This is a genomic window from Streptosporangium sp. NPDC048886 (genome assembly GCF_055586905.1).
This window is the reverse complement of sequence record NZ_JBVJHH010000054.1, coordinates 15,485-40,574: the sequence shown is the minus strand read 5'-3', so window position 1 is coordinate 40,574 and position 25,090 is coordinate 15,485. Positions and strand designations below refer to the sequence as shown.

General features: G+C 71.9%; 27 protein-coding genes. 20 read left to right on the top strand and 7 right to left on the bottom strand.

Annotated features, from left to right (window positions below):
* Positions 1–123 precede the first annotated feature (123 nt).
* From ACZ6R6_RS43005 to ACZ6R6_RS42975, 7 genes are all read left to right on the top strand, one after another.
* Positions 124–1,029 (top strand): prepilin peptidase, encoded by a 906-nt coding sequence (locus ACZ6R6_RS43005; protein ID WP_470102710.1) that lies wholly within the window; start codon positions 124–126, stop codon positions 1,027–1,029.
* Positions 1,030–1,051: 22 nt separating this feature from the next.
* Positions 1,052–1,174 carry a hypothetical protein gene (locus tag ACZ6R6_RS43000; protein ID WP_470102709.1) on the top strand — a complete coding sequence of 41 codons (123 nt, stop codon included), beginning with the start codon at positions 1,052–1,054 and terminating at the stop codon, positions 1,172–1,174.
* A 58-nt stretch (positions 1,175–1,232) separates the two neighbouring features.
* On the top strand, positions 1,233–2,411 hold the full coding sequence (gene aroC / locus ACZ6R6_RS42995; RefSeq protein ID WP_470102708.1) for a chorismate synthase: 1,179 nt from the start codon (positions 1,233–1,235) through the stop codon (positions 2,409–2,411).
* Positions 2,412–2,475: 64 nt separating this feature from the next.
* A complete protein-coding gene (locus ACZ6R6_RS42990; protein WP_306867934.1) occupies positions 2,476–2,979 on the top strand; it encodes a shikimate kinase in 504 nt (167 codons plus the stop codon).
* Positions 2,976–4,052 (top strand): 3-dehydroquinate synthase, encoded by a 1,077-nt coding sequence (aroB, locus tag ACZ6R6_RS42985; RefSeq protein WP_470102707.1) that lies wholly within the window; start codon positions 2,976–2,978, stop codon positions 4,050–4,052. Before ACZ6R6_RS42990 ends, aroB begins: the two co-directional genes overlap by 4 nt.
* Before the next feature lie 112 nt (positions 4,053–4,164).
* Positions 4,165–4,599 carry a type II 3-dehydroquinate dehydratase gene (gene aroQ, locus ACZ6R6_RS42980; RefSeq protein WP_470102706.1) on the top strand — a complete coding sequence of 145 codons (435 nt, stop codon included), beginning with the start codon at positions 4,165–4,167 and terminating at the stop codon, positions 4,597–4,599.
* Positions 4,596–5,402 carry an SGNH/GDSL hydrolase family protein gene (locus ACZ6R6_RS42975; protein WP_470102705.1) on the top strand — a complete coding sequence of 269 codons (807 nt, stop codon included), beginning with the start codon at positions 4,596–4,598 and terminating at the stop codon, positions 5,400–5,402. The genes aroQ and ACZ6R6_RS42975 overlap by 4 nt, the downstream gene beginning before the upstream one ends.
* Positions 5,403–5,438: 36 nt before the next feature.
* Here ACZ6R6_RS42975 and ACZ6R6_RS42970 read toward each other — a convergent pair whose 3' ends face one another.
* Complete coding sequence (locus tag ACZ6R6_RS42970; protein WP_451930441.1) at positions 5,439–7,463, bottom strand: ATP-dependent DNA helicase; 2,025 nt, start codon at positions 7,461–7,463, stop codon at positions 5,439–5,441.
* Positions 7,464–7,727: 264 nt separating this feature from the next.
* Between ACZ6R6_RS42970 and ACZ6R6_RS42965 the strand changes: the two genes are divergently transcribed.
* Together ACZ6R6_RS42965 and ACZ6R6_RS42960 are read left to right on the top strand one after the other, a co-directional pair.
* A complete protein-coding gene (locus ACZ6R6_RS42965) occupies positions 7,728–9,083 on the top strand; it encodes a hypothetical protein (protein ID WP_470102704.1) in 1,356 nt (451 codons plus the stop codon).
* 67 nt (positions 9,084–9,150) lie between these two features.
* The gene (locus tag ACZ6R6_RS42960; protein WP_470102703.1) at positions 9,151–10,737 is read left to right on the top strand and encodes a Na+/H+ antiporter; all 1,587 of its coding nucleotides are present in this window, start codon (positions 9,151–9,153) and stop codon (positions 10,735–10,737) included.
* Here the strand turns inward: ACZ6R6_RS42960 and ACZ6R6_RS42955 are convergent.
* Entirely contained in the window at positions 10,734–10,991 is a 258-nt protein-coding gene (locus ACZ6R6_RS42955) for a ubiquitin carboxyl-terminal hydrolase 14 (protein ID WP_470102702.1), read from the bottom strand. The two genes, ACZ6R6_RS42960 and ACZ6R6_RS42955, sit on opposite strands and share 4 nt — an antisense overlap.
* A 222-nt stretch (positions 10,992–11,213) precedes the next feature.
* Between ACZ6R6_RS42955 and ACZ6R6_RS42950 the strand changes: the two genes are divergently transcribed.
* From ACZ6R6_RS42950 to ACZ6R6_RS42935, 4 genes are all read left to right on the top strand, one after another.
* Positions 11,214–11,615: a hypothetical protein gene (locus ACZ6R6_RS42950; RefSeq protein WP_470102701.1), complete on the top strand. Its 402-nt coding sequence runs from the start codon at positions 11,214–11,216 to the stop codon at positions 11,613–11,615.
* 57 nt (positions 11,616–11,672) lie between these two features.
* Positions 11,673–12,014 carry a YidH family protein gene (locus tag ACZ6R6_RS42945; RefSeq protein WP_470102700.1) on the top strand — a complete coding sequence of 114 codons (342 nt, stop codon included), beginning with the start codon at positions 11,673–11,675 and terminating at the stop codon, positions 12,012–12,014.
* On the top strand, positions 12,011–12,334 hold the full coding sequence (locus ACZ6R6_RS42940) for a DUF202 domain-containing protein (RefSeq protein ID WP_470102699.1): 324 nt from the start codon (positions 12,011–12,013) through the stop codon (positions 12,332–12,334). The genes ACZ6R6_RS42945 and ACZ6R6_RS42940 overlap by 4 nt, the downstream gene beginning before the upstream one ends.
* Before the next feature lie 123 nt (positions 12,335–12,457).
* Positions 12,458–13,183, top strand: a complete 726-nt coding sequence (locus ACZ6R6_RS42935; protein ID WP_470102698.1) for a hypothetical protein — start codon at positions 12,458–12,460, stop codon at positions 13,181–13,183.
* Positions 13,184–13,208: 25 nt separating this feature from the next.
* Here ACZ6R6_RS42935 and ACZ6R6_RS42930 read toward each other — a convergent pair whose 3' ends face one another.
* Entirely contained in the window at positions 13,209–14,324 is a 1,116-nt protein-coding gene (locus tag ACZ6R6_RS42930) for a ferritin-like domain-containing protein (RefSeq protein ID WP_470102697.1), read from the bottom strand.
* 87 nt (positions 14,325–14,411) lie between these two features.
* On the opposite strand from ACZ6R6_RS42930, the gene ACZ6R6_RS42925 reads away from it, so the two are divergent.
* Positions 14,412–15,044, top strand: a complete 633-nt coding sequence (locus tag ACZ6R6_RS42925; RefSeq protein ID WP_470102696.1) for a TetR/AcrR family transcriptional regulator C-terminal domain-containing protein — start codon at positions 14,412–14,414, stop codon at positions 15,042–15,044.
* A 63-nt stretch (positions 15,045–15,107) separates the two neighbouring features.
* Here ACZ6R6_RS42925 and ACZ6R6_RS42920 read toward each other — a convergent pair whose 3' ends face one another.
* On the bottom strand, positions 15,108–15,572 hold the full coding sequence (locus ACZ6R6_RS42920; RefSeq protein WP_470102695.1) for an aggregation-promoting factor C-terminal-like domain-containing protein: 465 nt from the start codon (positions 15,570–15,572) through the stop codon (positions 15,108–15,110).
* A 368-nt stretch (positions 15,573–15,940) separates the two neighbouring features.
* Entirely contained in the window at positions 15,941–16,354 is a 414-nt protein-coding gene (locus tag ACZ6R6_RS42915; RefSeq protein ID WP_470102694.1) for an aggregation-promoting factor C-terminal-like domain-containing protein, read from the bottom strand.
* Positions 16,355–16,576: 222 nt separating this feature from the next.
* Here ACZ6R6_RS42915 and ACZ6R6_RS42910 point away from each other — a divergent pair, with 222 nt between their 5' ends.
* The gene (locus ACZ6R6_RS42910; RefSeq protein WP_470102693.1) at positions 16,577–17,062 is read left to right on the top strand and encodes a glutathione peroxidase; all 486 of its coding nucleotides are present in this window, start codon (positions 16,577–16,579) and stop codon (positions 17,060–17,062) included.
* Here the strand turns inward: ACZ6R6_RS42910 and ACZ6R6_RS42905 are convergent.
* Positions 17,034–18,032, bottom strand: a complete 999-nt coding sequence (locus ACZ6R6_RS42905) for a LacI family DNA-binding transcriptional regulator (protein ID WP_306867957.1) — start codon at positions 18,030–18,032, stop codon at positions 17,034–17,036. The two genes, ACZ6R6_RS42910 and ACZ6R6_RS42905, sit on opposite strands and share 29 nt — an antisense overlap.
* Before the next feature lie 177 nt (positions 18,033–18,209).
* Between ACZ6R6_RS42905 and ACZ6R6_RS42900 the strand changes: the two genes are divergently transcribed.
* Positions 18,210–19,430 (top strand): ABC transporter ATP-binding protein, encoded by a 1,221-nt coding sequence (locus tag ACZ6R6_RS42900; protein WP_470102692.1) that lies wholly within the window; start codon positions 18,210–18,212, stop codon positions 19,428–19,430.
* Between the two features lie 338 nt (positions 19,431–19,768).
* On the top strand, positions 19,769–20,458 hold the full coding sequence (locus ACZ6R6_RS42895) for a hypothetical protein (protein WP_470102691.1): 690 nt from the start codon (positions 19,769–19,771) through the stop codon (positions 20,456–20,458).
* A 101-nt stretch (positions 20,459–20,559) separates the two neighbouring features.
* On the opposite strand, the gene ACZ6R6_RS42890 is transcribed toward ACZ6R6_RS42895, so the two are convergent.
* Positions 20,560–21,312 carry an SDR family NAD(P)-dependent oxidoreductase gene (locus ACZ6R6_RS42890; protein WP_470102690.1) on the bottom strand — a complete coding sequence of 251 codons (753 nt, stop codon included), beginning with the start codon at positions 21,310–21,312 and terminating at the stop codon, positions 20,560–20,562.
* A gap of 176 nt (positions 21,313–21,488) precedes the next feature.
* Here ACZ6R6_RS42890 and ACZ6R6_RS42885 point away from each other — a divergent pair, with 176 nt between their 5' ends.
* The 3 genes from ACZ6R6_RS42885 to ACZ6R6_RS42875 all read left to right on the top strand — a co-directional run bounded on the left by ACZ6R6_RS42885 (position 21,489) and on the right by ACZ6R6_RS42875 (position 25,079).
* Positions 21,489–22,667 (top strand): PQQ-dependent sugar dehydrogenase, encoded by a 1,179-nt coding sequence (locus tag ACZ6R6_RS42885; protein WP_470102689.1) that lies wholly within the window; start codon positions 21,489–21,491, stop codon positions 22,665–22,667.
* A 329-nt stretch (positions 22,668–22,996) separates the two neighbouring features.
* Positions 22,997–23,326 carry a hypothetical protein gene (locus ACZ6R6_RS42880; RefSeq protein ID WP_470102688.1) on the top strand — a complete coding sequence of 110 codons (330 nt, stop codon included), beginning with the start codon at positions 22,997–22,999 and terminating at the stop codon, positions 23,324–23,326.
* A complete protein-coding gene (locus ACZ6R6_RS42875) occupies positions 23,316–25,079 on the top strand; it encodes a DUF4012 domain-containing protein (RefSeq protein WP_470102687.1) in 1,764 nt (587 codons plus the stop codon). Before ACZ6R6_RS42880 ends, ACZ6R6_RS42875 begins: the two co-directional genes overlap by 11 nt.
* Positions 25,080–25,090: the final 11 nt, after the last annotated feature.

Below are 25,090 nucleotides of genomic sequence, written 5' to 3'. Positions count from 1 at the left end.
GGCCGGCTCCGCCCTCCCCGAGACGCCGGGGCTCCGCGCGGATTATGGTCGGCCCGTGGACGAGCGCGGTGGGCGAGCGGGTGGTGGCGGCGGTCCGTGGGCGGCCCCGGCCGAGGGGGCTCGGTGAGCCTCCTGCCGGTCGCGGCGGCTGTCGTCGGCCTGGTGGCCGGGCTCTGGACCCGGGTCCTGGTGGTCCGGCACTCGGTGGCCGAGGGCGAGCCGCCGCGGTGCGACTGCCCGCACTGCGGCGTCCCGCTGCCCGGCCCGGGGCGCCGGGGGCGTACCGGAGGCGCCGGTCCGCGGCCGGCGGGGGAGTCCCCGGGCGCCGGTCCCGCGCGGACCGGCCGGCCGTCCTCGCCGGAGCGTTGGAGGCGCCTGCCGTGGGCCGGCCCGCTGCCGGCCGCGCGCTGCGCGGGCTGCTCCGGGCGGATCGGCCCGCCGCCGCTGGCGGTGGAGCTCGTCACCGCCCTGGCGCTGGCCGCCCTCGCCCTGCGCGCCGTGCCGCCGTCCGCCCGCTCCGGCGCCGTCCTCGCGGGGCGGCCGTCCGGCCCGCTGCCGGAGCTCGCCTCGGGGACCGAGCTGGCCGCCTACGGATGGCTGGCCGTGGTCGCCGTCGCGCTGGTCTTCGTCGACGCAGCCGTTCACCGGCTGCCCGACCGGCTCACCCTCGCCGCCTATCTCGGGACCGCCGCCCTGCTGACGGTGACGGCCGTGCTCGCAGGCCGTTTCGACGACCTGTTCAGAGCCGGGCTGGGCGGGCTCGCCCTGGCCGCCTTCTACCTGGTGCTGTTCCTGGTCAACCCGGCGGGCATGGGCCTGGGCGACGTCAAACTCGCGGCGGTGCTGGGCACCGCGCTCGGCTGGGCGGGCTGGGACACGCTGGTCGCCGGGACCTTCCTGGGCTTCGTCGCGGGTGGCCTCTACGGGGTCGCGCTGATGGTCCTGCGCCGCGCGGGCCGCAAGAGCGAGATCCCCTTCGGCCCCTTCATGGTCGCGGGGGCCTTCGCGGCCCTCCTCGCCGGCCTCTGATCGCCGGGGCGGTCACGCGACCTTGTCCGAGGACTCCGTCCAGGGATCGGCGGCGCTGTACGCCACCGACACCGACGGACAGCTCGAGGTGATCCTCGACCTCCTGCGCAGGTCGGCGGGGGTCCAGCGCGAGGCCACCGGCTGACGTCTCACCTGGTGAGCTGCGGCCATTCCAGTGGGCGGCACATGGAAGACTTGTCACCATGTTGCGCTGGTTGACTGCCGGAGAGTCCCACGGCCCTGAGCTCGTCGCGATCCTGGAAGGCCTGCCCGCCGGGGTGGAGGTGACCACGGCCGACATCGACGGGGCGCTGGCCAGACGCCGGCTGGGCTACGGCCGCGGCGCCCGGATGAAGTTCGAGCAGGACGTGGTCGACGTCGTCGGCGGCGTGCGGCACGGCCGCACGCTCGGCAGCCCCGTCGCCATCCGGGTGGGCAACACCGAGTGGCCCAAGTGGGAGACCGTCATGGCCGCCGACCCGGTGGATCCGGCGCTGCTGGAGGGCCAGGCCCGCAACGCGCCGCGCTCGCGCCCCCGTCCGGGCCACGCCGACCTCGCCGGCATGCAGAAATACGGCTTCGACGACGCCCGGCCGGTGCTCGACCGGGCCAGCGCCCGCGAGACCGCCGCCCGCGTCGCCCTCGGCCAGGTCGCCAGAAACTTCCTCAGGCAGGCGCTCGGCGTCGAGATCGTCAGCCACGTCGTCTCGATCGGCGGGGCGCGGGCCACGGAGGGCGTCCTGCCCGGCCCCGGCGACATGGAGGCGGTCGACGCCGACCCGGTGCGCTGCGCCGACCCGGTCGGCAGCGCCGCGATGGTCGCCGAGATCGACAAGGCCCACAAGGAGGGCGACACCCTCGGCGGCGTCGTCGAGGTGCTCGCCTACGGCCTGCCGCCCGGCCTGGGCAGCTACACCCACTGGGACCGCCGCCTCGACGCCCGCCTGGCCGCCGCCCTGATGGGCATCCAGGCGATCAAGGGCGTCGCCGTCGGCGACGGCTTCGAGACCGCGCGCCGCCCCGGCTCCCAGGCCCACGACGAGATCGAGAACACCGCCGGCGGCGTGCGCCGCATCACCAACCGGGCGGGCGGCGTCGAGGGCGGGATGACCAACGGCGAGCCGCTGCGCGTCAGCGCGGCGATGAAGCCGATCTCCACCGTGCCGCGGGCGCTGGCCACCATCGACGTGCTGACGGGCGAGGCGGCCAAGGCCCACCACGAGCGCTCCGACGTGTGCGCGGTCCCGGCCGCCGCGATCGTCGCCGAGGCGATGGTCGCGCTGGTCCTGGCCGACGCCGCGATCGAGAAGTTCGGCGGCGACTCCGTCGAGGAGGTCGCGCGCAACCTGTCCGGCTACCTTTCGTCGATGGTGATCAAGTGAGCGGGAGAGCCGACGGGCGGAGCCGGACCGGCTCCCGCCCCGGCCGGCCGCTAGAGGAGGCGCAGTGAGTCCCCGCGTAGTTCTGATCGGCCCTCCCGGATCGGGCAAGTCGACGGTCGGCAGGCTGCTGGCCGACCGCCTGGGGGCCGCCTTCCGTGACACCGACGCCGACGTGGAGACCGTGGCGGGCAAGCCGGTGAGCGACATCTTCGTCGAGGACGGCGAGGAGCGCTTCCGCGAGCTGGAGGCGGAGGCCGTACGGCTGGCGCTGGCCGACCACGACGGCGTGCTCTCCCTCGGCGGCGGCGCGGTCCTGGCCGAGGCCACCCGTGAGCTGCTGGCCGGCCACCCGGTGGTCTACCTGGAGGTGGGCCTGTCGCAGGCCGTGCAGCGGGTCGGCCTGGCCTCGGCGCGACCGCTGCTCGTGCTCAACCCGCGCAGCCAGCTCAAGAAGCTGATGGACGCCCGCCGCCCGGTCTACGAGGGGCTGGCCACCGTCATCGTGGCGACCGACGAGCGCAAACCCGACGAGGTCGTCGAGGAGATCGTGAAGGGACTGCCGGCGTGACGGTCTCCAGGATCAGGGTCGAGGGGGACGCCCCCTACGACGTGGTGATCGGCGCCGGCGTGCTCGGTGAGCTCCCGGGCCTGCTCGGCCCGGGGGTCCGCACCGTCGCCGTGGTCCACCCGGCGAGCCTGCCGGAGATCGCGCGGCCGGTCTGCGGCGCGATCGAGGCGGCCGGACACGAGGTCGTCCCGCTGCCGGTGCCCGACGCCGAGCAGGCCAAGACGGTCGAGGTGGCCGCTCAGCTCTGGTCGGCCTTCGGCCGTTATGGGATCACCCGCTCCGACGCCGTGGTCGGCGTCGGCGGGGGGGCCACCACCGACCTGGCCGGGTTCGCCGCCGCCACCTGGCTGCGCGGGGTCAAGGTCGTGCAGGTGCCGACCACCCTGCTCGGCATGGTCGACGCCGCGGTCGGCGGCAAGACGGGGATCAACACCCCCGAGGGCAAGAACCTGGTCGGTTCCTTCCACCCTCCGGCCGGGGTGCTGTGCGACCTGACCACGCTGGCCTCGGTGCCCCGCGACGACTACGTCGGCGGCCTCGCGGAGATCATCAAGGGCGGCTTCATCGCCGACCCGGCGATCCTGGCGCTCATCGAGGACGACCCCGAGGGCGCCCGGTTCCCCGAAGGACGGCACACCCGCGAGCTGATCGAGCGGAAGGTCCGGATCAAGGCCGCCGTCGTCGGCGCCGACCTGCGCGAGGGCGGCGTGCGCGAGATCCTCAACTACGGCCACACCCTGGCCCACGCCATCGAGCGGGTCGAGGACTACCGGATGCGCCACGGCGAGGCGGTGGCCATCGGCATGGTCTACGCCGCGGAGCTGTCCCGCCTGGACGGCCGGATCGGCGCCGACGTCGTGGACCGGACCCGGTCCATCCTGACCTCGGTCGGGCTGCCCGTCTCCTACCGCCGTGACGCCTGGCCCCAGCTCCGCGACCACATGCGCCTGGACAAGAAGAGCCGCGGCGCCAAGCTGCGCTTCGTCGTCCTGGACGACCTGGCGAAGGTGTCCCCGCTGGAGGACCCGCCCGAGGCCCTGCTCGAAGCCGCCTACGAGGAGGTCGCCCGGTGAGGCGGCCGGCCCCGGCGGGACGGGCGGTGAGACGGGAAGGCGGGCGCCGGCCGTGCCGCGGGCACGCCGGCCGACATGGCCGCATGACCGGCGGAGAGCGGTGATCGACCCCATGAGACCTGTATACGTGCTCAACGGCCCCAACCTGTCACGGCTCGGCACCCGCGAGCCCGACGTCTACGGCGCGGAGAGCTTCTCCGACCTGGCCGCGCTCTGCCGCGAGACCGGCCGGGAGCTGGGCCTGTCGGTGGACGTCCGGCAGACCGACGACGAGGCCGAGATGGTGGCCTGGCTGCACGAGGCGGCCGACGGCCGGGTGCCGGTGGTCCTCAACCCGGCCGCCTTCACCCACTACTCCTACGCGCTGCGCGACGCCATCGCCCAGCGCACCGCGCCCCTGGTCGAGGTGCACATCTCCAACCCGGCCGCCCGCGAGCGGTTCCGGCACACCTCCGTGGTCGCCGCCGTGGCCACCGGCACCATCGCCGGCTTCGGCCTGAAGTCCTACGTGCTCGCGCTGCACGCCATCGCCGAGGACGCCCGGTGAGCGGTCACCGTTCCTTCGTCGCCCTCGGCGACAGCTTCACCGAAGGGCTGAACGACCCCGCCCGGCCGGACGCCCCTGGGACGGGCGGACCCGGTGCGGACCCGGCGCAGGCCGGGCGCTACCGGGGCTGGGCCGACCGGGTCGCCGAGCGGCTGGCCGCGCTCGACCCGGACTTCCGCTACGCCAACCTCGCCGTGCGCGGCAAGCTCATCGACCAGATCGTCGAGCACCAGGTCCCGCGGGCCATCGGGATGCGGCCCGATCTGGTCAGTCTCTGCGCCGGCGGCAACGACCTGCTCCGGCCGGGCAGCGACCCCGACCGGATGGCCAAGAAGCTGGCCGGAGCCGTACGCGACCTGCGGGCCACCGGCGCCGAGGTGCTGCTGTTCACCGGCGTGGACCCGCGCGACACCCCGATCATGCGCCGCGTCCGCGGCACGGTCGCGATCTTCTACATGCACGTCAGGTCCATCTCCGAGCTGCACGGCTGCCGCCTGGTCGACCTGTGGTCGATGCAGGGCCTGCGCGACTGGCGCGCCTGGAGCGACGACCGCCTGCACATGAACGAGGAGGGCCACCGGATGGTCGCCGCCAAGGTGTGCGAGGTGCTCGGGGTCGACTGCGACGACGACTGGCGCAAGGTCTGGCCGCCCCGCGAACGGGTGGATCCCGCGGTCAAGCGCCGCGAAGACGTCCAGTGGGTCCGCCGGCACCTTGGCCCCTGGGTCGTCCGCCGCCTGCGGGGCCGTTCCTCCGGTGACCTCCTCGACCCCAAGCGCCCGGATCTGGACGTCTTCTCCTGACCGGAACGGCGCCCGCGGCCGCCGACGGCCCTGACCTCAGGAGGCCGCCAGGCGCCTGAGGGCGTCGCGGACCTTCGCCGGGTCGTTGGTGGGCCAGAAGGGCGGCAGGGAGTCGCGCAGGAAACCCGCGTAGCGCGCCGTGGCCAGGCGGGGGTCCAGGACCGCGACCACCCCCTTGTCGTGCTGGCTGCGCAGCAGGCGGCCCGCTCCCTGGGCGAGCAGCAGGGCGGCGTGGGTGGCGGCCACCGCCATGAAGCCGTTGCCGCCCTTGGCGGCGACGTGGCGCTGGCGGGCGGAGGTCAGCGGGTCGTCCGGGCGCGGGAAGGGGATGCGGTCGATGATGACCAGCCGCAGGGAGGGCCCCGGCACGTCCACCCCCTGCCACAGGGACAGGGTGCCGAACAGGCACGTCGGCTCGTCCTCGGCGAACTGCTTGACCAGCAGCATCGTGGAGTCGTCGCCCTGGCAGAGCAGCGGCACGCTCAGCCGCTCGCGCAGGGCCTCGGTGGCGGCCTTGGCGGCGCGCATCGAGGAGAACAGGCCGAGGGTCCGGCCGCCGGCGGCCTCGATCAGCTCGGTGATCTCCTCCAGGTAGGCCTCGGGCAGGCCGTCACGGCCCGGCTGGGGCAGGTGCTTGGCGACGTAGAGGATGCCGCTGCGCGGGTGGTCGAAGGGCGAGCCGACGTCCAGCCCGGTCCACCCGGCGCGCTCCTTGCCCCCCTCCTTGGCGCCCAGGCCCCACTGGCGGGCCAGCCCGTCGAAGGCGCCGCCCAGCGCCAGCGTGGCGGAGGTCAGGATGACCGTGCGGTCGCCGAAGAGCTTGTCGCGGAGCATGCCCGCCACGGTCAGCGGGGCGACCCGGAGCAGGGGCGGGCGGCGCTCGGTGCCCGCCTCCAGCCAGACCACCTCGGCCCGGTCGACCTCCTCGGCGTGGCCGAACGCCTCCAGCATCCGCTGCGCGGTGTCGTGGACCTCGTCCAGGGCGGTGAAGGCGGCCTTGCGCAGCCCCGCGCTCTCGGGGTCGTCCTTGTCGGAGCTCATCCGGGGGCCGAGGGCGGTGATGCACGCCCAGGCCGCGTCGCGGATCAGGGCCAGTGTCAGGCCGAGCACCTCGGGGAGGTCGTCGAGGCGGCCGGCGGGAGCGACGGCCAGCAGGGCCTTCAGGTCCTCGCCGGCCTCCATGAGCCGGTCGGCGAGGTGCTGCTCGATCAGCTTGCCGACCCGGCGCACGGTCAGCGCGACCATGGTCTCCGACAGCTCGCCGGTCACCACCGAGGTGACCCGGTCGACCAGCTCGTGGGCCTCGTCCACCACGACCACCTCGTGCTCGGGCAGGAGGGGGAAGTCCTCCATCGCGTCGATGGCCAGCAGCGCGTGGTTGGTGACGACGATGTCGGACTCGCCGGCCCGGGCCCGGGCCAGCTCGGCGAAGCACTCCATCCCGCTCGGGCAGCGCGTGGCGCCCAGGCACTCCCTGGCGCTCACCGAGAACTGCCGCCAGGCCTGCTCGTTGACGCCGGGGACGAGCTCGTCGCGGTCGCCGGTCTCGGTCTCCTCGGCCCATTCCTGGATGCGCTGGACCATCCGCCCGGTGAGGCTGACCTCGCGCGGGTCGAAGAGCTGGTCCTGCTCGTCGTCGGGCCATCCCGCGCTGGCCTTGTAACGGCACAGGTAGTTGCGGCGGCCCTTGAGGATCGCGAACGTGGGCTCGTGCGGGAGCTGCGGGGCGAGCGCCTCGGAGAGGCGGGGCAGGTCGCGGTCGACGAGCTGGCGCTGGAGCGCGATGGTGGCGGTGGAGACGACCACGGCGCCCTTGGCCGTCATCGCGTGGCGGATCGAGGGGATGAGATACGCCAGGGACTTGCCGGTGCCGGTGCCCGCCTGGACGGCCAGGTGGTCACCCGACTGGATCGAGTGCTGCACCGCCTGGACCATCTTGATCTGGCCGGGCCGCTCCACCCCGCCGACGGCCTCGACGGCGGTGCTCAGCAACTCCTCCACCGGCGGCAGGTCCGCCTTCGGGGAGACGTCTTCGGCGGGGGCGATGGAGTCGGTCGGCACGACAGCCAACCGTACCTCTTCCCCCGGACAATCGCGGCTGTCTCCGGTGAGTCACCGGCCGGGCGCATCCCGGTATTCCGGGACCCGGCGCCCGGCGCCCGTGGCAGACTGGCGGGATCACCCGGCTCACCGGCCTCCAGGGATCAAAGAAGATCGCCCGTTTTGGTGTCATAGTGACGGAAGATGGGGACGGAAAGACCGGTTCGGTAGAGTTTCCCGAGGTCGAGTGGACGAATAAAGGCTGGTTAAAGCACTATGTCTTCCATGTCGGAAGTTGTCCCGTTGCCGTCGTTCGGCGAAGTGTTCTTTGACGAGCGTGGCCAGGAGCGGGTGCTCCGGGTCACCTGGCACGAAGGCACGCTGGTGCTGAGCCTGTGGCGCGGGGAGATGTGCAGCGCCAGTTTCCGCATGCCCATGCAGGACGTGGGCCGCCTGGTGGACACCCTCGACGAGGGCTTCGTCGAGGCCGGTGGCCAGTATCCCGACGAGGTGGGCGAGCAGCACCTCCCGGCCGGCGACTACCAGGAGCACGGGGAGTTCCCCGGCACCGGCCAGTACGCCCGCCCGCGCCCGGAGGACTACGCCCAGCAGCAGTACGCCGACCCGGCGGCCACCCAGGTCTCCCCCCCGCCCGACGAGCCGCGCCCGGCCCCGGCCCTCGGACCCAACGACGTGCTGGTGGCGCGGGGCGCCGTACCACCGTTGGACCGGTCCCACGAGCGCCCGCCCGCCGGATACGGCCCGGCCGACGTGGTGCCGCGGGAGAACCTGATCGTGGGCGACTCCCTGCCCTACGGGCAGGCGGCGCCGGCCGAACCGCACGGATCGGGCTCCGGCGATCCGCTCTACCAGATGTCCGCCGACCCTTACGCGGGCCAGCAGCCCGACCCCTACGGCGTGCCGTCCCAGCAGCCCGACGCCTACGCGGCCCAGCAGCCCGCCGACCCTTACGCGGGCCAGCAGCCCGACCCCTACGGCGTGCCGTCCCAGCAGCCCGATCCCTACGCGGCCCAGCAGCCCGATCCCTACGGCGCGCCCGCCCAGCAGCCGGTGGACCCCTACGCCGCCACCCAGGCCCAGCGGCGCCCCGACTCCTACGGCGCGCCCGCCCAGCAGCCGGTGGACCCCTTCGCCCCCCCGGCCGGCCGGCAGCAGCCGGTGGATCCCTTCGCGCCGCACGCCGAGCAGTTCCCCTCCTCCGGCCGCCAGCCGCACGCCGACCCCTACACGGCCCAGCAGCAGCACTCCACCGACCCCTTCGGCTTCGCGGCCCAACAGCAGCAGCAGGCCGCCTACGGCTCCGCGCAGTCCGACGCCTACGGCTACCCCGCCCCGGCCCAGCCCGACCCCTACGCCTTCGGCGCCCAGCAGCCCGCCCCGCAGGCCGGTCATCCGGCGGACCTGCGCGACCTGTACGGCTCGCCGCCCTCCTACCAGCAGGACGTGGACCCCTCCGACCCGCTCGGGCTCCGCGGCCAGCAGGCCGACCAGCGGATGCCGCGCCCCTACGTCGATCCGCCGCACTCCACCGGCGAGCGGCTCCGCCCCGAGCCGCGCTACGACGACCAGCGTTATGATGATCGCCGCCCCGAGGACAGGGACGAGCGCCGCGACTGGTGACCGGCACCGGGTGCGCATCACCGTGAGGGGTCCCGTACGCTGATCGCCCATAACGGGTGGGAGTGGGATGAATCAGGCATCGGTGCTGCAGATGTTGGTCGTGCCGGTCATCGCGATCGCGGTGGCCGCCGTGGCCAGGCGCAGGGGATGGCCGGTGCCCCTGCTGCTGGTGTCGGCGGGGCTGGTGCTGTCGCCGCTGGTGCCGGAGTACGAACTGGACGCCGAGCTGGTCCTGCTGGTGTTCCTGCCGCCACTGCTCTACTCCGCCGCGATCGACAGCTCCTACCTGAGGCTCAAGGCGGTGCTCAGGCCGGTCGCGCTGCTGTCGGTCGGGCTGGTGCTGTTCACCACCCTGGTCATCGGCTGGGTCGTCCACCTGCTCATGCCCGGTCTGCCGATGGCCGCCGCGTTCGCGCTGGGCGCGATCGTGGCGCCGCCCGACGCGGTCGCCGCGGTCGCGGTGGCCCGCAGGCTCGGGCTGCCCCGCAAGGTGGTCACCATCCTGGTGGGGGAGAGCCTGTTCAACGACGCCACCGCGCTCACCGCCTACCGGGTGGCCATCGCCGCCGCGGTGGGGGCCGGGGTCACCTGGCTGGACGCGGCCGGCAAGCTGCTCTACTCGGCGGTGGGCGGCGTCGTCGTCGGCGTCGTGCTCGCGTGGATCCTGGCCCGGGGGCTGATGTACCTGCGGGACGCGCTGGTCGAGAACACCGTCATGCTGCTCATCCCGTTCGTGGTCTACCTGGCGGCCGAGAGCGCGCACGTCTCCGGTGTGATCGCCGTGGTGATCGTCGGCCTCTACATCGGCCACCGGCTGCCGGCCACCGCGGGGTTCGGCACCCGGATCCTGTCCAACGCCGTCTGGCGGATCGTGGACTTCTTCCTGGAGTCGGTGGTCTTCGTACTGATCGGCCTGCAGCTGTGGCCGATCACGCAGGAGCTGCGGGGCGAGGACCCGTGGCGGCTCACCGGGATGGCGCTGGCCGTCTTCGCCGCCGCGGTGCTCGCCCGGATCGTCTGGGTCGTACCAAGCATCTACCTGCCCAGGGTCCTGTCCAGGAGAGTCCGCCGGCGTGAGCCCCACGCGCCGTCCTGGCAGAACGTGGCCATCGTGAGCTGGGCGGGCATGCGCGGGGTGGTCTCCCTGGCCGCGGCCTTCGCCCTGCCGCAGGGCTTCCCCGGCCGCGACACGCTGGTCTTCCTCACCTTCGTGGTGGTGATCGGCACCCTGCTGATCCAGGGACTGTCGTTCCCGGCGCTCATCAGGCGGCTGAAGATCTCCAACGAGCAGGAGGTCTACGCCGACAACCTCGCCGAGGCCGCCGCCCAGCAGGCGGCGGCCGCCGCCGGGCTGGCCCGGCTGGAGACGCTGGTGGCCGAGGGCGTCATCGACGTCCACGAAGAGGTGGTGGAGCAGCTCAGGTCACGGTCCGAACGCCGGGCGCTCACCGCCTGGGAGCGCCTGGGCGGCGGCACCGGCCCCGAGGGGGAGGAGACGCCGAGCACCGTCTACCGGCGGCTGCGCAGGGAGATGCTGGCGGCCGAGCGCGAGGTGCTCGTAGGGCTCCGTGACCAGGGGCGCATCGACGACGAGGTGCTCCACCGGATCATGCAGGAGCTCGACTTCGAGGAGGCCACCCTCGAACGCGTCTAGCCGATGACGTTGTCGACGTAGCACCACCGCCAGTCCTCGCCCGGCTCGAAGGAGGCCACGACCGGGTGGCCGCTCTCCTTGTAGTGGGCGGTGGCGTGCTTGCCGGGTGAGGAATCGCAGCAGCCGACGTGCCCGCAGGAAAGGCACTCGCGCAGGTGGACCCAGCGCATGCCGGCGCTGAGGCACTCCTCGCATCCCTCGGGTGTGCGCGGGGGCTGGGTCTGGGCCTCGGCGATGTGCTCGCAGGTAAGCATTTTTCCCCTTATATGGCCATCACTGGCGGTCATAGAGCCAGGATCATGGTGTGATGAGGCTGAGGCCGTCCACGGCGGCGCCGTCGCACGGCGCCGGCCGGCTCCGCCCGGGGCCGCGCCGGGCACGGACGGATCAGCTACCCCTACCTTACTCCGCGCGTTTTCCGGCCAGACAGGCGTGAGCGGCGCCTGCCGTACCGGCCCGTTGGGTAGGGTCGGGGCATGCGACCCCTTCCGCGACGAATTCCCGCCCTCGCCGCCTCCGCGCTGGCCGCTGTGCTCATCACCACCGGATGCTCCGAGATCCAGCAGGTGAGCGAGGGGGTGGACAAGGCCCAGCAGTGCCTGCAGGCCGCGGGCATCGTCACCGACACCGTGCAGAAGATCACCGGCCTGATGGACGACCCCGCCGCGATGGAGAAGGCGCTGAACGACGGGGCCGCCAAGCTCGGCGACCTGGCCGACAAGGCGGCCAACACCACGCTCAAGGAGGCCGCCGACGGGGTCGCCAAGGACCTGGAGGGTCTCAACGTCACCAGCGCCAACGACGCCATCGACGCGGGGCAGAAGGTGGCGACCGACTCGGTCAAGTGGGTCGAACGGCTCACCGGCGCCTGCGGCTGAGCCTCCGCTCAATCCCGGGTTCTCGATGGGGAATGTCGCTGAAATAGCGTCGTCCTCATGGACAGCCCTGGCAACGAACCCGACCCCCGATTCACCCTCGCGAACGAACGCACCTTCCTGACCTGGCTGAGCACGTCGCTCGCGCTGAGCGCGGGCGGCGTCGCCATGGCCGCGGTCTCCGAGGACGTCTTCGTGCCCTGGATGCGGACCCTGCTCGCGCTCACCCTGGTGTGCCTGTCGGCGCTGTCGGCCGCGATGGCCTACCCCCGCTGGCGTCGGGTCCAGCGCGCCCTGCGCAGCGCCGCCCCGCTCCCGCCCCCCGCCATCGCCCCGCTGCTGGGATACGGCGTGGCGGCCGTGGCCGTGCTCGCCATGATCCTCATCCTGCTGGGCCGATGAGTCCCCTGTGGGATGAGGGCCTGCAGAACGAGCGGACCCGGCTGGCCTGGGTCCGGACCGCCGCCGTGCTCGCCGTCAGCGGGCTGGGCGCCGCCGGGACCGGGCTGCGCATCGGCGTCCCCCCGGTGATCGTCGCCCCCTTCGCGCTGGCCGCCCTGTGCGGCGCGCTCCTGCTGGCCCGCACCGGCGTCCGCTACCAGCGCGTGCAGCGCGCCCTGCACGGAGGCGCCCCCCTCGACGAGCGGGCCGACGCCGTCATCGCCTGGCTCGGCACCCTGGCCGTCGCCGCCGGGGCCGTCCTCTTCGCGCTCGTCCGCTAGTCCCCGGCGCGGTGCGGCCGGTGGGGCGGATGACTCAGTCCCGCACACACTTCCGTCCGCCGGACCGCCGACAGGCCGACTGTTTTCTCCTGATCCGATAAAAATGCGGCAAGATATCGCAGCATGTCACGCTTTGATGATCTGCCCGGCTACGCGGCGTCGATCGCTCCCCTGATCGACGCCGTTCACCTCGGCGTGCATGTCGCGAGCCGGCCACTGAGCCGGGAGCTCGTCGAACGGTCGGGCTTCCACGCCGATCTGCTGATCGATCTGCGCTACGTGCTCCCGGCCCGGCCGCTCACCCCCGAGGGGCTGACCGCCCTCTACCGCTACAACCCCTTCGACGACGACGAGGTCGGGGTCCAGCTCGCCCAGGGCGCCCTCATCCTCGGCGAGGACGGCCTGCTGCGCGCGACGGACAGCGCGCTGGCGTTCATCGCGGACCTGTACGAGGCGCACGCGGTGGTGACCGGCCGGATGTGGGCGGCCCACGCCGACCGGCTGCCCGAGCTCGCCGACCTCGCCGGCCGGCTCCTGCGGGCCGCCTCCGGCAGCGGCGGCACGGCCTTCGCCCAGGCCGCGCCGCCCCACGAGCCGGTGGGGACCCCGGCGGGCGTGCTGCTGTTCAACCGGCTGGCCGCGCTGCGCTACCACCGCGCCGACGCCCACGCCGCCGCCTGGCGGGAGGCCGGTCTCACCGCCGCCCAGATCGTCACCCTCACCTCGGGGCCGGTCCGCGACCGGATCGAGGCCGACACCGACCGCCGCGCCGCCCTGCCGTACGAGACCCTGAGCACCCGGGAGCGGCAGACCCTCCTGGTCGGCCTGAGCGTCCTCGACCAGCCCTGAGAGCCGGCCGGGGCGGGGCCGCCGGCTAGGACTCCGCGCCCAGGGCCACGGTCTCGGCGACCTCGGCGTGGCGCTCGGCCTCCTCTGCGGCGAAGCGTTCGGCGTCCAGCTTCTCGGCGATGTCCTCGTCCTGCCTCATCAGCGCGTCCAGGCTCTGGCCGGCCATGTCCAGGACCCCCATGTCGGCGTAGGCCTGCTGGAGGCGGGGGCTCCACAGGCCGATGTCCTTCACGCACGGGACGATCCGGCTGAACAGCAGGGAGCGGAACAGCTTGAGGTACTCCGAGCGGTCGACGGCCTCCATGGCCTCGGCGACCTCCGCCTTGTTCAGGCCGATGGTCTCCCACGTCTCCCGGCCGCGCAGCCGGTCGCGCATCAGGTAGCAGCCCTCGATGACGAAGTCCTCGCGCTCGCGCAGCTCGGCCTCGCTGAGCTGCCTGTAGTAGTCGCGCAGCGCCATCCGGCCGAAGGCCACGTGCCGGGCCTCGTCCTGCATCACGTAGGCGAGGATCTGCTTGGGCAGCGGCTTGGTGGTGATGTCGCGCATCACCCCGAAGGCGGCCAGGGCCAGGCCCTCGATGAGCACCTGCATGCCGAGGTAGGGCATGTCCCAGCGGGAGTCGCTCAGGGTGCTGTCCAGCAGGGCCTTGAGATGCTCGTTGATGGGGTAGGCGAGGCCGACCTTCTCCTGCAGGAAGCGGGCGTAGGTCTCGGCGTGCCGGGCCTCGTCCATGGTCTGCGTGGCGGCGTAGAACTTGGAGTCGAGCTCGGGGACCGACTCGACGATCCGGGCGGAGCAGATCATCGCGCCCTGCTCGCCGTGCAGGAACTGGGAGAACTGCCAGGCCGCGCCGTGCAGGCGGACGTCCTGCCGCTGCTTGGCGTCCATCCGGTCCCACAGCGGCGTGCCGTGGATCGCGATGGTGTTGTCCGGGATGCCGAGCACGTTGTACGGATCGACCTCGATGCTCCAGTCGATGCGCTTGACGGAGTCCCACTGCTTGTCCTTGCCCTTCTGGTACAGGGCGAGCATGTGGTCCCTGCCGTCGTCGTACTCCCACGTGAAGCGGGCGGCTCCGGCCGCCTCGACATCCCACGTGGAGAGCTCGGCCGGGATCGTGTAGAGATCGTGAGTCGACATGCGGCCTCCAGAGACGTACACCGTACGTACACCAGCGAGAGTCGCACGTACGGTGTACGTGCGTCAAGATGAGGAGACAATGGCGATATGCCTGCAGAGCCGCTGTCCCGTCCGCGGATCGTCGCCGCGGCCATCGCCCTGATCGAGCGCGAGGGAGCCGACGCGGTGTCCATGCGCAGGATCGCCGCGGAGCTGGGCGTGGGCGTGATGTCGCTCTACAACCACGTGCCCAACAAGTCGGCGCTGCTCGACGCGGTGGCCGAGACCGTGCTCTCGCAGATCGAGTTCGTCGACGACCCGGGCGCCGACTGGACCGACCGGGTGCGCATGCAGGCGCTCGCCTTCCGGCAGATCGCCCACCACTACCCCCGCTGCACGATGGTGGTGGTCAGCCGCCAGCTCCAGTCGACCGCCGGGCTGCTGCCGGTGGAGCGGGCGCTCGCCACGCTGCGCAGCGCCGGGTTCGGCGGCCACGAGGCGGTCCGCATCCTGCGGGTGTTCATCGCCTACATCGTGGGCTCGCTGCTGCGGGAGGTCGGGGTGACCCCGACGTTCGCCCCGGTCCACCGCCCCGACATCGCGGTCGAGAACGTCGATCCCCTGCTGTTCCCCCAGGTGAGCGGGCTGGCCCCGATGCTGGCCGACTGTGACCACGAGTCGGAGTTCGAGTTCGGCCTGGAGCTGCTGATCCAGGCGATAGCCGTACAGCTCAAAAGGTGACGTCCGGGGCCCGCGAGCCCCGGACGTCCGAGGAGTGTTCCCTTCCCCTGGACACTCCCGCGGTCAGTACCAGTTGCTGGACTGGAAGTGACCCCATGCGCCGCACGGAGACCCGTAGCGGCTCTTGATGTAGCGCAACCCCCAGTTGATCTGTGTGGCCGGGTTCGAGCGCCAGTCCCCGCCGCTGCCGCGCATCTTCGAGCCCGGCAGCGCCTGGGGGATGCCATAGGCCCCCGAGTACGGATTGTGCGCCTGATGGTTCCAGTTGCTCTCTCTGGTCCAGAGACTGTCCAGGCAGCGGAACTGGCTGTGGGACCACATGCGGCGGGATACGAGGCGGAAGGCGATCGCCTTGTTCCTGCTCCTGCTGGTCCTGGTGGTCAATACGACCTTGGGTCGGGCCTGGGTGAACCAGACGCCCTGGTGAACCGTCCTGACCGGCGCGTTCCAGGCCGGTTCCGCGATTCCGGTGATCTCCTCGGCCCGCCCGACCGCCGCGGATCCGACGATGGCCGAGGTGGCGAGCACGCTCACGACTGTATTCCGCAGAACGCGGTGTCCGTTCATGTTGATCCTTGTCCGCTGGCCGCGTGCGGGAGGCGCGCGAGGGGGCCATGGCCCCGGCTCGCGCGCCCGGCAGTCCGGCGCCCGTGGCTCGGACGTGGAAATGCCCGCGTGGTCTCGCCGGCCCGTTTCCGGCATGAGACACCGCGACGGTTTCTCTAGGCGCTTTCTAGTACGCGGGGCGAGCGCCGAACGGTGGTTGCGACATGCCGCGGAAAGGTGTTTGCCCGATCTTCGTGGTCTACGGGTGGTTCGACGGGTACCGGGTTACCACGGGCGGGACGCCTAGAGGGGGGGAGGAAGCGAAAATCACCCCGACATGGGGTTTGGATCTAGTACCAGCCGCGTGACTGGAAATGCGCCCACGCTCCGCACGGTGAGCCGTAGCGCTTCTTGATGTAGGTCAGCCCCCACTTGATCTGCGTCTTGGGGTTGGTGCGCCAGTCGCTGCCGGCGCTGGCCATCTTCCCGCCGGGCAGCGCCTGGGGGATGCCGTAGGCGCCGGAGGAGCGGTTGCGCGCCCGGTGGTCCCAGTTGCTCTCCCGGGTCCAGAGCCGGCTGAGGCAGCCGAACTGGCCCTTCGCCCAGCCCCGCGCGGAGACCATGGGCGCGGCGATGGCTCTGTTGCCCTGTCGTGCGGCGGAGGCCGAGGAGGAGGCGGAGGATGCCTGGGCGACCGTGGCGGTGGTGCTGACGGCGAGCGCCGAAGTGATCAGCAGCACGCCGGTACGGCGTAGCGTCGGCATAGGGGATTGCCTTTCGCAGGGATCGGGGGACGGCCGCCACGATGCCCCAGCGATTCCCCGGCGGGCCAGTCGACAACGCCTGTCAATGCCCGTGTCAATGATCGGTAAAGAAAGGATCAAGCGCCTGGTGAGGGGCTCGGCGTCTCATCTATGGCGTCTGTCACATTTCACTTTATGGACGCCATAACTCCCAAACGTGACAAGACGATTAGGCTGCAGCCCATGAGCATCCGTGATACCTCCGTGCGCACCCTCGCCGGCACGCCCACCACGCTGGCCGAGCTGGCCGGCGACAGGGCCGTCCTCATCGTGAACGTCGCCTCCAGGTGCGGTCTCACCCCGCAGTACGCGGGTCTGGTCCAGCTCCAGCGCGACTACGCGGACCGGGGTCTCACCGTCGTGGGCGTGCCCTGCAACCAGTTCATGGGCCAGGAGCCGGGCAGCGCCGAGGAGATCCAGGAGTTCTGTTCCACCACCTACGGCGTGGACTTCCCGCTGCTGGCCAAGACGGACGTCAACGGTGACGGCCGGCACCCCCTCTACGCCGCGCTCACCCAGGTCCCCGACGCCGACGGCCAGGCCGGGGACGTCCAGTGGAACTTCGAGAAGTTCCTGGTCTCGCGCGAGGGGGAGGTGCTGGCCCGGTTCCGCCCGGCGATCGAGCCCGGCGACCCCGCCGTCATCGAGGCGATCGAGAAGTCCCTCTAGGGGCGCAGCTGCCCCTGACGATCAGCTCGGTGGGCAGCAGCACGCTGCGCGGGCGCCGTCCGCCCGCGCGCAGCACCAGCTCGGCCGCGCGGTAGCCGATGTCCTGCGCCGGCTGGGCGATCACGGTCAGCGGCGGGGAGCACAGCTCGGCCCAGGGCACGTCATCGAACATGATCAGTGACAGGTCTCTGGGCACCCGCAGGTCCAGCTCCCGGGCGGCGAGCACGGCCGCCTCGCCCAGCAGGTTGCCCCCGGCCAGTACGGCCGTCAGGTCGGGCCGGCGCTGGAAGAGCCCGGCGGCGGCCGCGTAGGCGGAGTCGCGGCTGCCCCGCGCGGAGACGATGAGATCCTCGTCCACGAGAGCGCCCAGGGCCTGGCGGAAGACGGACCGGCGCTGCTGCTGCCCGGGACCGCCGAGATAGGCGATGCGGCGGTGGCCCAGCCCGGTCAGGTAGTCCACCGCGGTCCGCACGCCCGCGCGGTCGTCGGCCAGGACCGCCGGCACGTCGTCGCGCCCGGCCGCGACCCGGTGGGCGAAGACCGTGGTGAGCCCGGCCCGCAGGGTCGGCGCCCAGCTCTCCCCGTCGCCGGCGGGGACCGCGATCGCCCGGTCCACCCCCTGCTCCAGCAGCATGCCGATCAGCTCGGCCTCACGCTCGGCGTCGTCGCCGGTGGTCCCCAGGATCACCGGCTCGCCCGCCGAGCGCGCGCAGGCGAGCACGCCGTCGGCCAGCCGGCCGTAGAAGGTGTCGGTGATGTCGGGCAGCAGCAGCCCGATCCCGCCCGAGCGCTGCTGGCGCAGGTTGCGGCCGAGCGCGCTGGGCCGGTAGTCGAGCTGGGCGGCGACGGTCAGCACCCGCTCCCTGGTCTCCGGACTCGCCGATCCGCCGGACAGGACCCGCGACACCGTGGCGACTCCGACCCCCGCCGCCTCGGCGACATCCTTGATGGTCGTACGACGCATGCTCATGGAAACGATTCCATCATGTTTTCCGTATCCGATCCAGTGCGGAGAGACAGGTCCTTACACGCTGACAAGGAAGAACCAGATCGACCCTTGACACGGATGTCCGTTTCCGGTGAGATGCATGAAAACGTATCCACATCGGGTGAACGCGGGGTTGGCCCGAGGCGCTAAGGACTGTCCATGGCATCCATCGTTCTCAGCAACGTCGACAAGATCTACGCGGGCGGCGTAAAAGCCGTGAACGGCCTCAACCTTGAGATCAAGGACGGCGAGTTCATGGTGCTGGTCGGCCCGTCGGGCTGTGGCAAGTCCACCGCCCTGCGTATGATCGCCGGCCTTGAGGACATCAGCGGCGGCGAGATCGCCATCGGCGACCGGGTGGTCAACCACCTGCCTCCGAAGGACCGCGACATCGCCATGGTCTTCCAGAACTACGCGCTCTACCCGCACATGACCGTCGAGGAGAACCTCGCCTTCGGTCTGAAGCTCCGCAAGATGCCCAAGGCCGAGATCTCCAAGCGGGTCAACGAGGCCGCCAAGATGCTCGGTCTCGAGCAGTACCTCAAGCGCAAGCCGGCCGCCCTCTCCGGTGGTCAGCGCCAGCGTGTCGCGATGGGCCGCGCCATCGTCCGCGAGCCGCAGGCCTTCCTCATGGACGAGCCGCTGTCCAACCTGGACGCCAAGCTCCGCGTCTCCATGCGCGCCTCCCTCAACACCCTGCACGAGCGTCTCGGCGTGACCACGGTCTACGTCACCCACGACCAGGTCGAGGCCATGACCCTCGGCGACCGCGTCTGCGTCCTGCGCGACGGCCTGCTCCAGCAGGTCGACACCCCGCAGAACCTCTTCGACAACCCGGTCAACCTCTTCGTCGCGGGCTTCATGGGCTCCCCGTCGATGAACTTCGTCAACGCCGAGCTGGTGCGCGGCGACGGCGGCGCCCACGTGTCCTTCGCCGGCTTCAAGCTGCCGGTGCCGGCCGAGACCTTCACCGAGAAGCCCGGCCTCGACCAGCACTTCGGCAAGAAGCTCATCCTGGGCATCCGCCCCTCCGACTTCGACGACGCCGTCGCCGCCAACGGCTCCGCCGGCGGCTGGACCCGCCTGCAGGTCCGCGCGGAGGTCACCGAGGAACTGGGCTCCGAGATCAACGTCCTCTTCCTGATCGACGCCCCGCCCGTCCAGCACCAGGACACCGTCGCCGCCGCCGACGCCGGAGACGACGAGGAGGCGGCGCTCCCGCTGGTCGGCGACAAGTCGCTGTGGACCGCCCGCGTCAACTCCCGCAGCCACGTCCGTCCCGGCCAGAACATCGAGCTGGTCGTCGACACCCACAACCTCCACTTCTTCGACCCGGTCTCGGGTCTGGCGATCGGCCACCCCGCCAACGCCCGCGTCTGACCAACCCCGTAAGCCGGACGGGCCCGCGCCACGACCCCCTCCCGTGGCACGGGCCCTTCCGTGTGCGCACCTTGGGTGCGGCTCGACACTCCGGTAGGGCGCAATAAGTAATGACCGGGCTTTTTGTTATTAATAGTATCTAATATGAATATCCGTCATAAACGGGCAATTTGCCGCTAAATTCAATGGTTTCCGATTTACGGTGACGGTTGTTACTGTTTACTGAATTCGTTAGCGTGTAGCCGTTCCGAGTGGCGGGGTATCTGATGGATGCCTCCGCCACAGCGAGGTGCAGGGAGAATCCGGTCCCCCGGACTCGCGAACGACACGGGAATCAGATGAATTCGCACATCAGAAAATTCACTTCCGGCCTCCGCGCGGGAAGGCGCGTCCTGAACGCCGCCGCCGTCACGACACTGGTCGGAGCGGGTCTTGCTCTGTCGTACCAGGCACCGGCCACCGCCATCACGGCGAGACCGGCGGCCGTCCAGACCTATGGGCACCTCGCCGGAGTCGGGTTCCGGGGCTTCCTCCTCTGCGGAGGGGGCGGCGGGCACTGCGGGCCCTACCGGTGGGGCGCCTGCGCTCCCCACTGCCACCATCACCACCACCACTGCGACTGCCATGACGGCCGGCGGGGCCGGCGTGGCGTGCAGGGAGTCCAGGGAGTCCAGGGGCCTCGAGGGCCGCAGGGCCCGCCGGGGGCGGCGGGACGTAACGCCGGCATCGACACGGCGTTCCAGGGCAACAACAAGTTCGTCGGCCGGCTGCTGAACGGGACGGCGCTGATCCGCGACCCGCGGACGACGCCTCCCTGGAACAACATCTCGACGCTGGCCGGTTTCCCCACCGGGGCGATCGACATCTCCCTGGCGGTCATGGGCAACACCCTGCACGTCACCGTGCTGGGAGCCGATGGCGCGGTCAGGCAGACGCAGTGCACGCTGAACCCCACTCCGGGGACCGGCAACAACCCGGCGTGGCCGGGGAACTGCACCGCCTTCGAGAACCTCACGCCGCCGCTCTGAGCTCCGGCGCCGAGCCGGTGAGCTGACGCGGACGCGCCGTGCCCGGGATCTCCCGGGCACGGCGCCGTCGTCTCCGGCCGTTCTCCGGCGAGGTGCCCGCCCTACCGGCGGCCCAGGCGGCGGGAGATCTCACCCGCGAGGTTCTTGGGGACCAGCCGGCCGGCCCCGACGATGACCTTGTAGCGGATGTCCGGGACGCTCACCCGCCTGCCGAGGGCCACGTCGCGCATGGCCTCCCGCACCACCTTGTCCGCCGACAGCCACAGGAAGCCGGGGATCCCGGAGACGTCCATCGCGGCGCGGTCGTGGAACTCGGTCCGGACGAACCCCGGGCACAGGGCCATCACCCGCACGCGGCTGCCGGTCAGCTCGGCGGCGGTGGACTCGCTGAAGTTGACGACCCACGCCTTGGAGGCGCTGTAGGTGCCGCGGGCGAAGAACGCCGCCACCGACGCCACGTTGATCACCGCCCCCCGGTCGCGCTCCCGCATCCCCGGCAGCGCGGCCAGCGTCAGCCGCAGCACCGCCTCGCAGTGCACCTTCAGCATCCGCAGCTCGTCGGCGACCGGGACGTCGAAGAAGTTGCCGGGATGGCCGAAGCCGGCGTTGTTGACCAGCAGGTCGACCCCCTCGCGCAACCGTCCCTCGACCGCCGTCAGCCCCTCCTCGGTGGCCAGGTCGGCCGGGAGCACCTCGGCCTTCACCCCGTAGCGCAGGCGCAGTCCTTCGGCGGCGGCGGCCAGGCGTCTGTCGTCGCGGGCGACCAGGACGAGGGAGAAACCGTCGGCGGCCAGGCGGCGGGCGAACGCGGCGCCGATGCCGGCGGTCGCGCCTGTGATCATTGCGGTGGGCATGCGTGCAGTCTAGAGACCGCGCCGCCCGGCCCGGTGGTTCCCCGGCTCTCCCGCCCCGCGGCCCTCCCGCCCCGCGAGGGCGACGCGCCCGGCGAGGGCGACAACCGCGGTGGAGCCGTGTCGCAGGACATCATGAGGTGCGTCGCCGATCGATGAATCGATGAAGGGTGAGAACCGTGCCGATCTCCTACCGTGGCGGGGTTGGGCTGGCCGTGCTCGGCGCGGTCCTGATGGCCTGCTCCACGGGCGACCCCGTCGCCTCCGCCGCGCCGTCCGTCTCCACTCCCGCGGCCCCGCCGGCCGAGACCGCCCCGGAGAGCGCCGAGGCCGTCCCACGTGTCCGGTTCACCGAGATCGCCCAGCTGCAGATGCCGGTGGCGATGGCCCTGCGCAAGGGCGACCGGACGCTCTACGTCGCCGAGCAGACGGGACGGCTGCGCGCGATAGCCGACGGCAAGGTCGTGCCGGATCCCGTCGTGGACCTCTCGTCGGAGGTCAGCCGGGGCAACGAGCAGGGGCTGCTCGGGGTGGCCTTCCATCCCCGCGGTGACTTCCTCTACCTGAACTGGACCGACCGCGAGGGGCACACCCACATCACGGAGTGGGCCTTCACCGGCGGGAAGGCCACCGGCCGCCGGGACGTGCTCGTCCAGCGGCAGCCGTACCCCAACCACAACGGCGGCCAGCTCGCCTTCGGACCCGACGAGCTTCTCTACATCGCGCTCGGCGACGGCGGCAGCGGGGGAGACCCGCAGGGCAACGGGCAGAACCTGGGCACCTGGCTGGGGAAGATCCTCAGGATCGACCCGCGCGGCACCCCGTACAAGGTCCCCCGGGACAACCCGTTCGTGGGCAGGGCGGGCGCGAAACCCGAGATATGGGCCTACGGCCTGCGTAACCCCTGGCGGTTCTCCTTCGACCGGAAGACCGGCGACATGTGGATCGGCGACGTCGGGCAGAACGCCTGGGAGGAGATCGACTTCCAGCCCGAGGAGAAGGGCGGCCTGAACTACGGCTGGAACCTCAGGGAGGGCAGCCACCCCTTCAAGGACGGGGCCCGGCCGGGCAGGCTGGTCGACCCCGTGATCGAGTACGCCACGGGGCGCGAGGGCACCTGCTCGGTCATCGCCGGCTACGTCTACCGGGGCAGGAGGATCCCGGGCCTGCGGGGCCGGTTCCTCTACGGCGACTTCTGCGCGGGCTGGGTCAAGGCGGCCCCCGCCGACCGGCCCCGCCGGGCCCAGGAGGTGGGCAGGGTCGAGCAGCTGTCGTCCTTCGGCCAGGACCACGACGGCGAGCTGTACGCGCTCAGCCTGTCCGGCCCCGTTTACCGGCTTGAGGCCGGTGAGCGCTGAGGTCGGACCCCTTAGGGGGCGTGCCTGGAAATTTACGGCAATTCGGATTATCAGCTGACAGTATGGCCGGATGGCCACCGGCCGGCGGTATCGAGCGTCAATGGACGGAGAACAGTCAGCGATCGTTCGGTAAGGGCGGTGAGCTGAACAGGGCGCCTCATGCCGAGGTGGATATAACGGGTTCCGTGGACATGTCGCTCGTATTCCGGGCGGCATTCTCCACGGCCTGAATCATCGCCACGGGGGAGTCTGGAATGGCCAGAGAACGGATGATGTCTATTCTTCTAGCGGCGGCGATCGGGGGTGGATTCGCGCTCGCAACCGCCACGATGGCAACCGCCGAAACCGGGACGCCGACGACGCTCGCCGTTGTCTCGGCGCCCTATCCGCCGGGACCCGTCAACAACAATAACAACAACAACGGCGCCGACCCGACGGATCCGAACTTCGACTGCGACGACGACAGTTGCTGCGACGACAGCAGCAGCTGCTGTGGTGGTGGCGGCTGCCGGGGGATCGTGGAGAAGACCGGCCCGGAGCTGCCGTTCACGGGAGCCCCAGTGGCGGCCGTCGCCACGCTGGGCGGTGGCCTGGTGGCCGCGGGGACCGCCACCACCGCGATCGCCGCACGGCGCCGCCGATCCACCAGTGCCCTCTAGAGGACGGCGCCGAGTCGTCATAACCGGCCTGCTGGCCCCCGTCGCCGTGGTAGCACTGGCGGGGGGCTGGTCGGCCCATCTCGGCCTGAGCGTGCGAGACCACCTGGAGGCCGCCAGGAGCGCGCTGCTCCAGCTGCGCGCGGTGACGAGCACCCGCGACCCCGCCCTGATGGGCCGGGCGCTCGCCGACGCCCAGCGGCACGCGGCCGAGGCGCGGCGGCTCACCGCCGGCGCCTACTGGACGATGATGACCCATGCCCCGCTGGTGGGGGACGGCGCGACGACCGTGCGCGGGCTGGCCGAGACCGCCGCGGAGCTGACCGATGTGCTGACCGCCGTCCAGCGGGCCGCCGCGGCGTTCGTCACGGTCAAGGCCCACTCCCCGGACAGCACGCCGGAGCTGCTGACCGAGCTCGGCGCGGCCGCGCCGGTGCTGGACGAGGCGGCCACCCGGCTCGCCCGGGCGGGCTCCCGCCTGGCGGCCACCCCGGCCGAGACCGGCGTCGACCTGCTGGACCAGGCGCGCGACACCGCGCTGCACGAGGTCGACCGGCTGCGGGGCTGGCTCGCCGGCGCCGCGACCGCCGGCGCCCTGCTCCCCCCGATGCTGGGCCGCGACGGCCCGCGCCACTACTTCCTGGCCTTCCAGACCAACGCCGAATCGCGGGGGACCGGGGGGCTGGTCGGCGCGTTCGGCATCCTGCGGGCCGACCACGGGAAGATCGGCATCAAGCGGCTGTCGGCCAACAGCGGCCTCGCGCCGAGCCTCGCCCCCGTCGCCGACCACGGCCCGGACTTCCTGGCCCGCTACGGGCCGAGCGCGGTCACGCTGCTGGCCAACTCCAACCTCTCCCCGCACTTCCCGTACGCCGCGGCCACCTGGACCGGGCTGTGGGAGCACAACACCGGCCGGCGGCTGGACGGCGCTCTGGCCACCGACCCCGTCGGCCTGTCCTACCTGCTGCAGGTGATCGGCCCGATCACCCTTCCCGGTGGGGAGACGGTGACCGCCGAGAACGTCGTCGACCTCACCGAACGCACCGCCTACGCCCGCTACACCGACCCCGTGGCGCGCAAGCGCTTCCTCATCAGGGTCGCCGGCGCGGTCAGCGAGGCGCTGCCGGAGTCCTTCGCGGAGCCCTCGAAACTGCTGCCCGTCCTGCTCCGCATGGTCGACGAGCGCAGGATCCAGGTCTGGAGCCGGCGGCCGGCCGAGCAGTCGCGCCTGGCGGCGACCGCCGTCGGCGGCGTACTGCCACGGCGGCCGGGGCCGTTCGCGGGGCTGGTGGTCAACAACTCGGCCGGCGGCAAACTCGACTACTACCTGGAACGCTCCCTCGACTACGAGCTGGACCAGTGCTGGGGTGGTCTGCGCTCGGCGACGGTGCGGGTCCGGCTCACCAACGACGTGCCGCGGGGGAGCCTGCCCGGCTACGTCACCAGCCGGCTCGACTCCCCTGAGCGTCCCCACGCGCCCGGCTCCAACCTGCTGTGGGTGTCGCTGTACGCCGGGGTCGGAGCGGAGCTGCGGGCGGTCCGGCTCGACGGCGACCGGATCTCGGTCATCGAGGAGGACGAACGGTCCCACCCCGTCTACTCCACCCTGCTGGAGTTCGCCCCCCGGCAGTCGCGGACGCTGGAGTTCGACCTGATGGAGTCCTCCTCCGGCGCGCCGCCGCTGGTCCCGGTGCAGCCGCTGGTCCGTCCCCAGCACACCAGGGTCGTCGCGGACACCCGGGGCTGCACCCCCTGACGGCGGTGCGG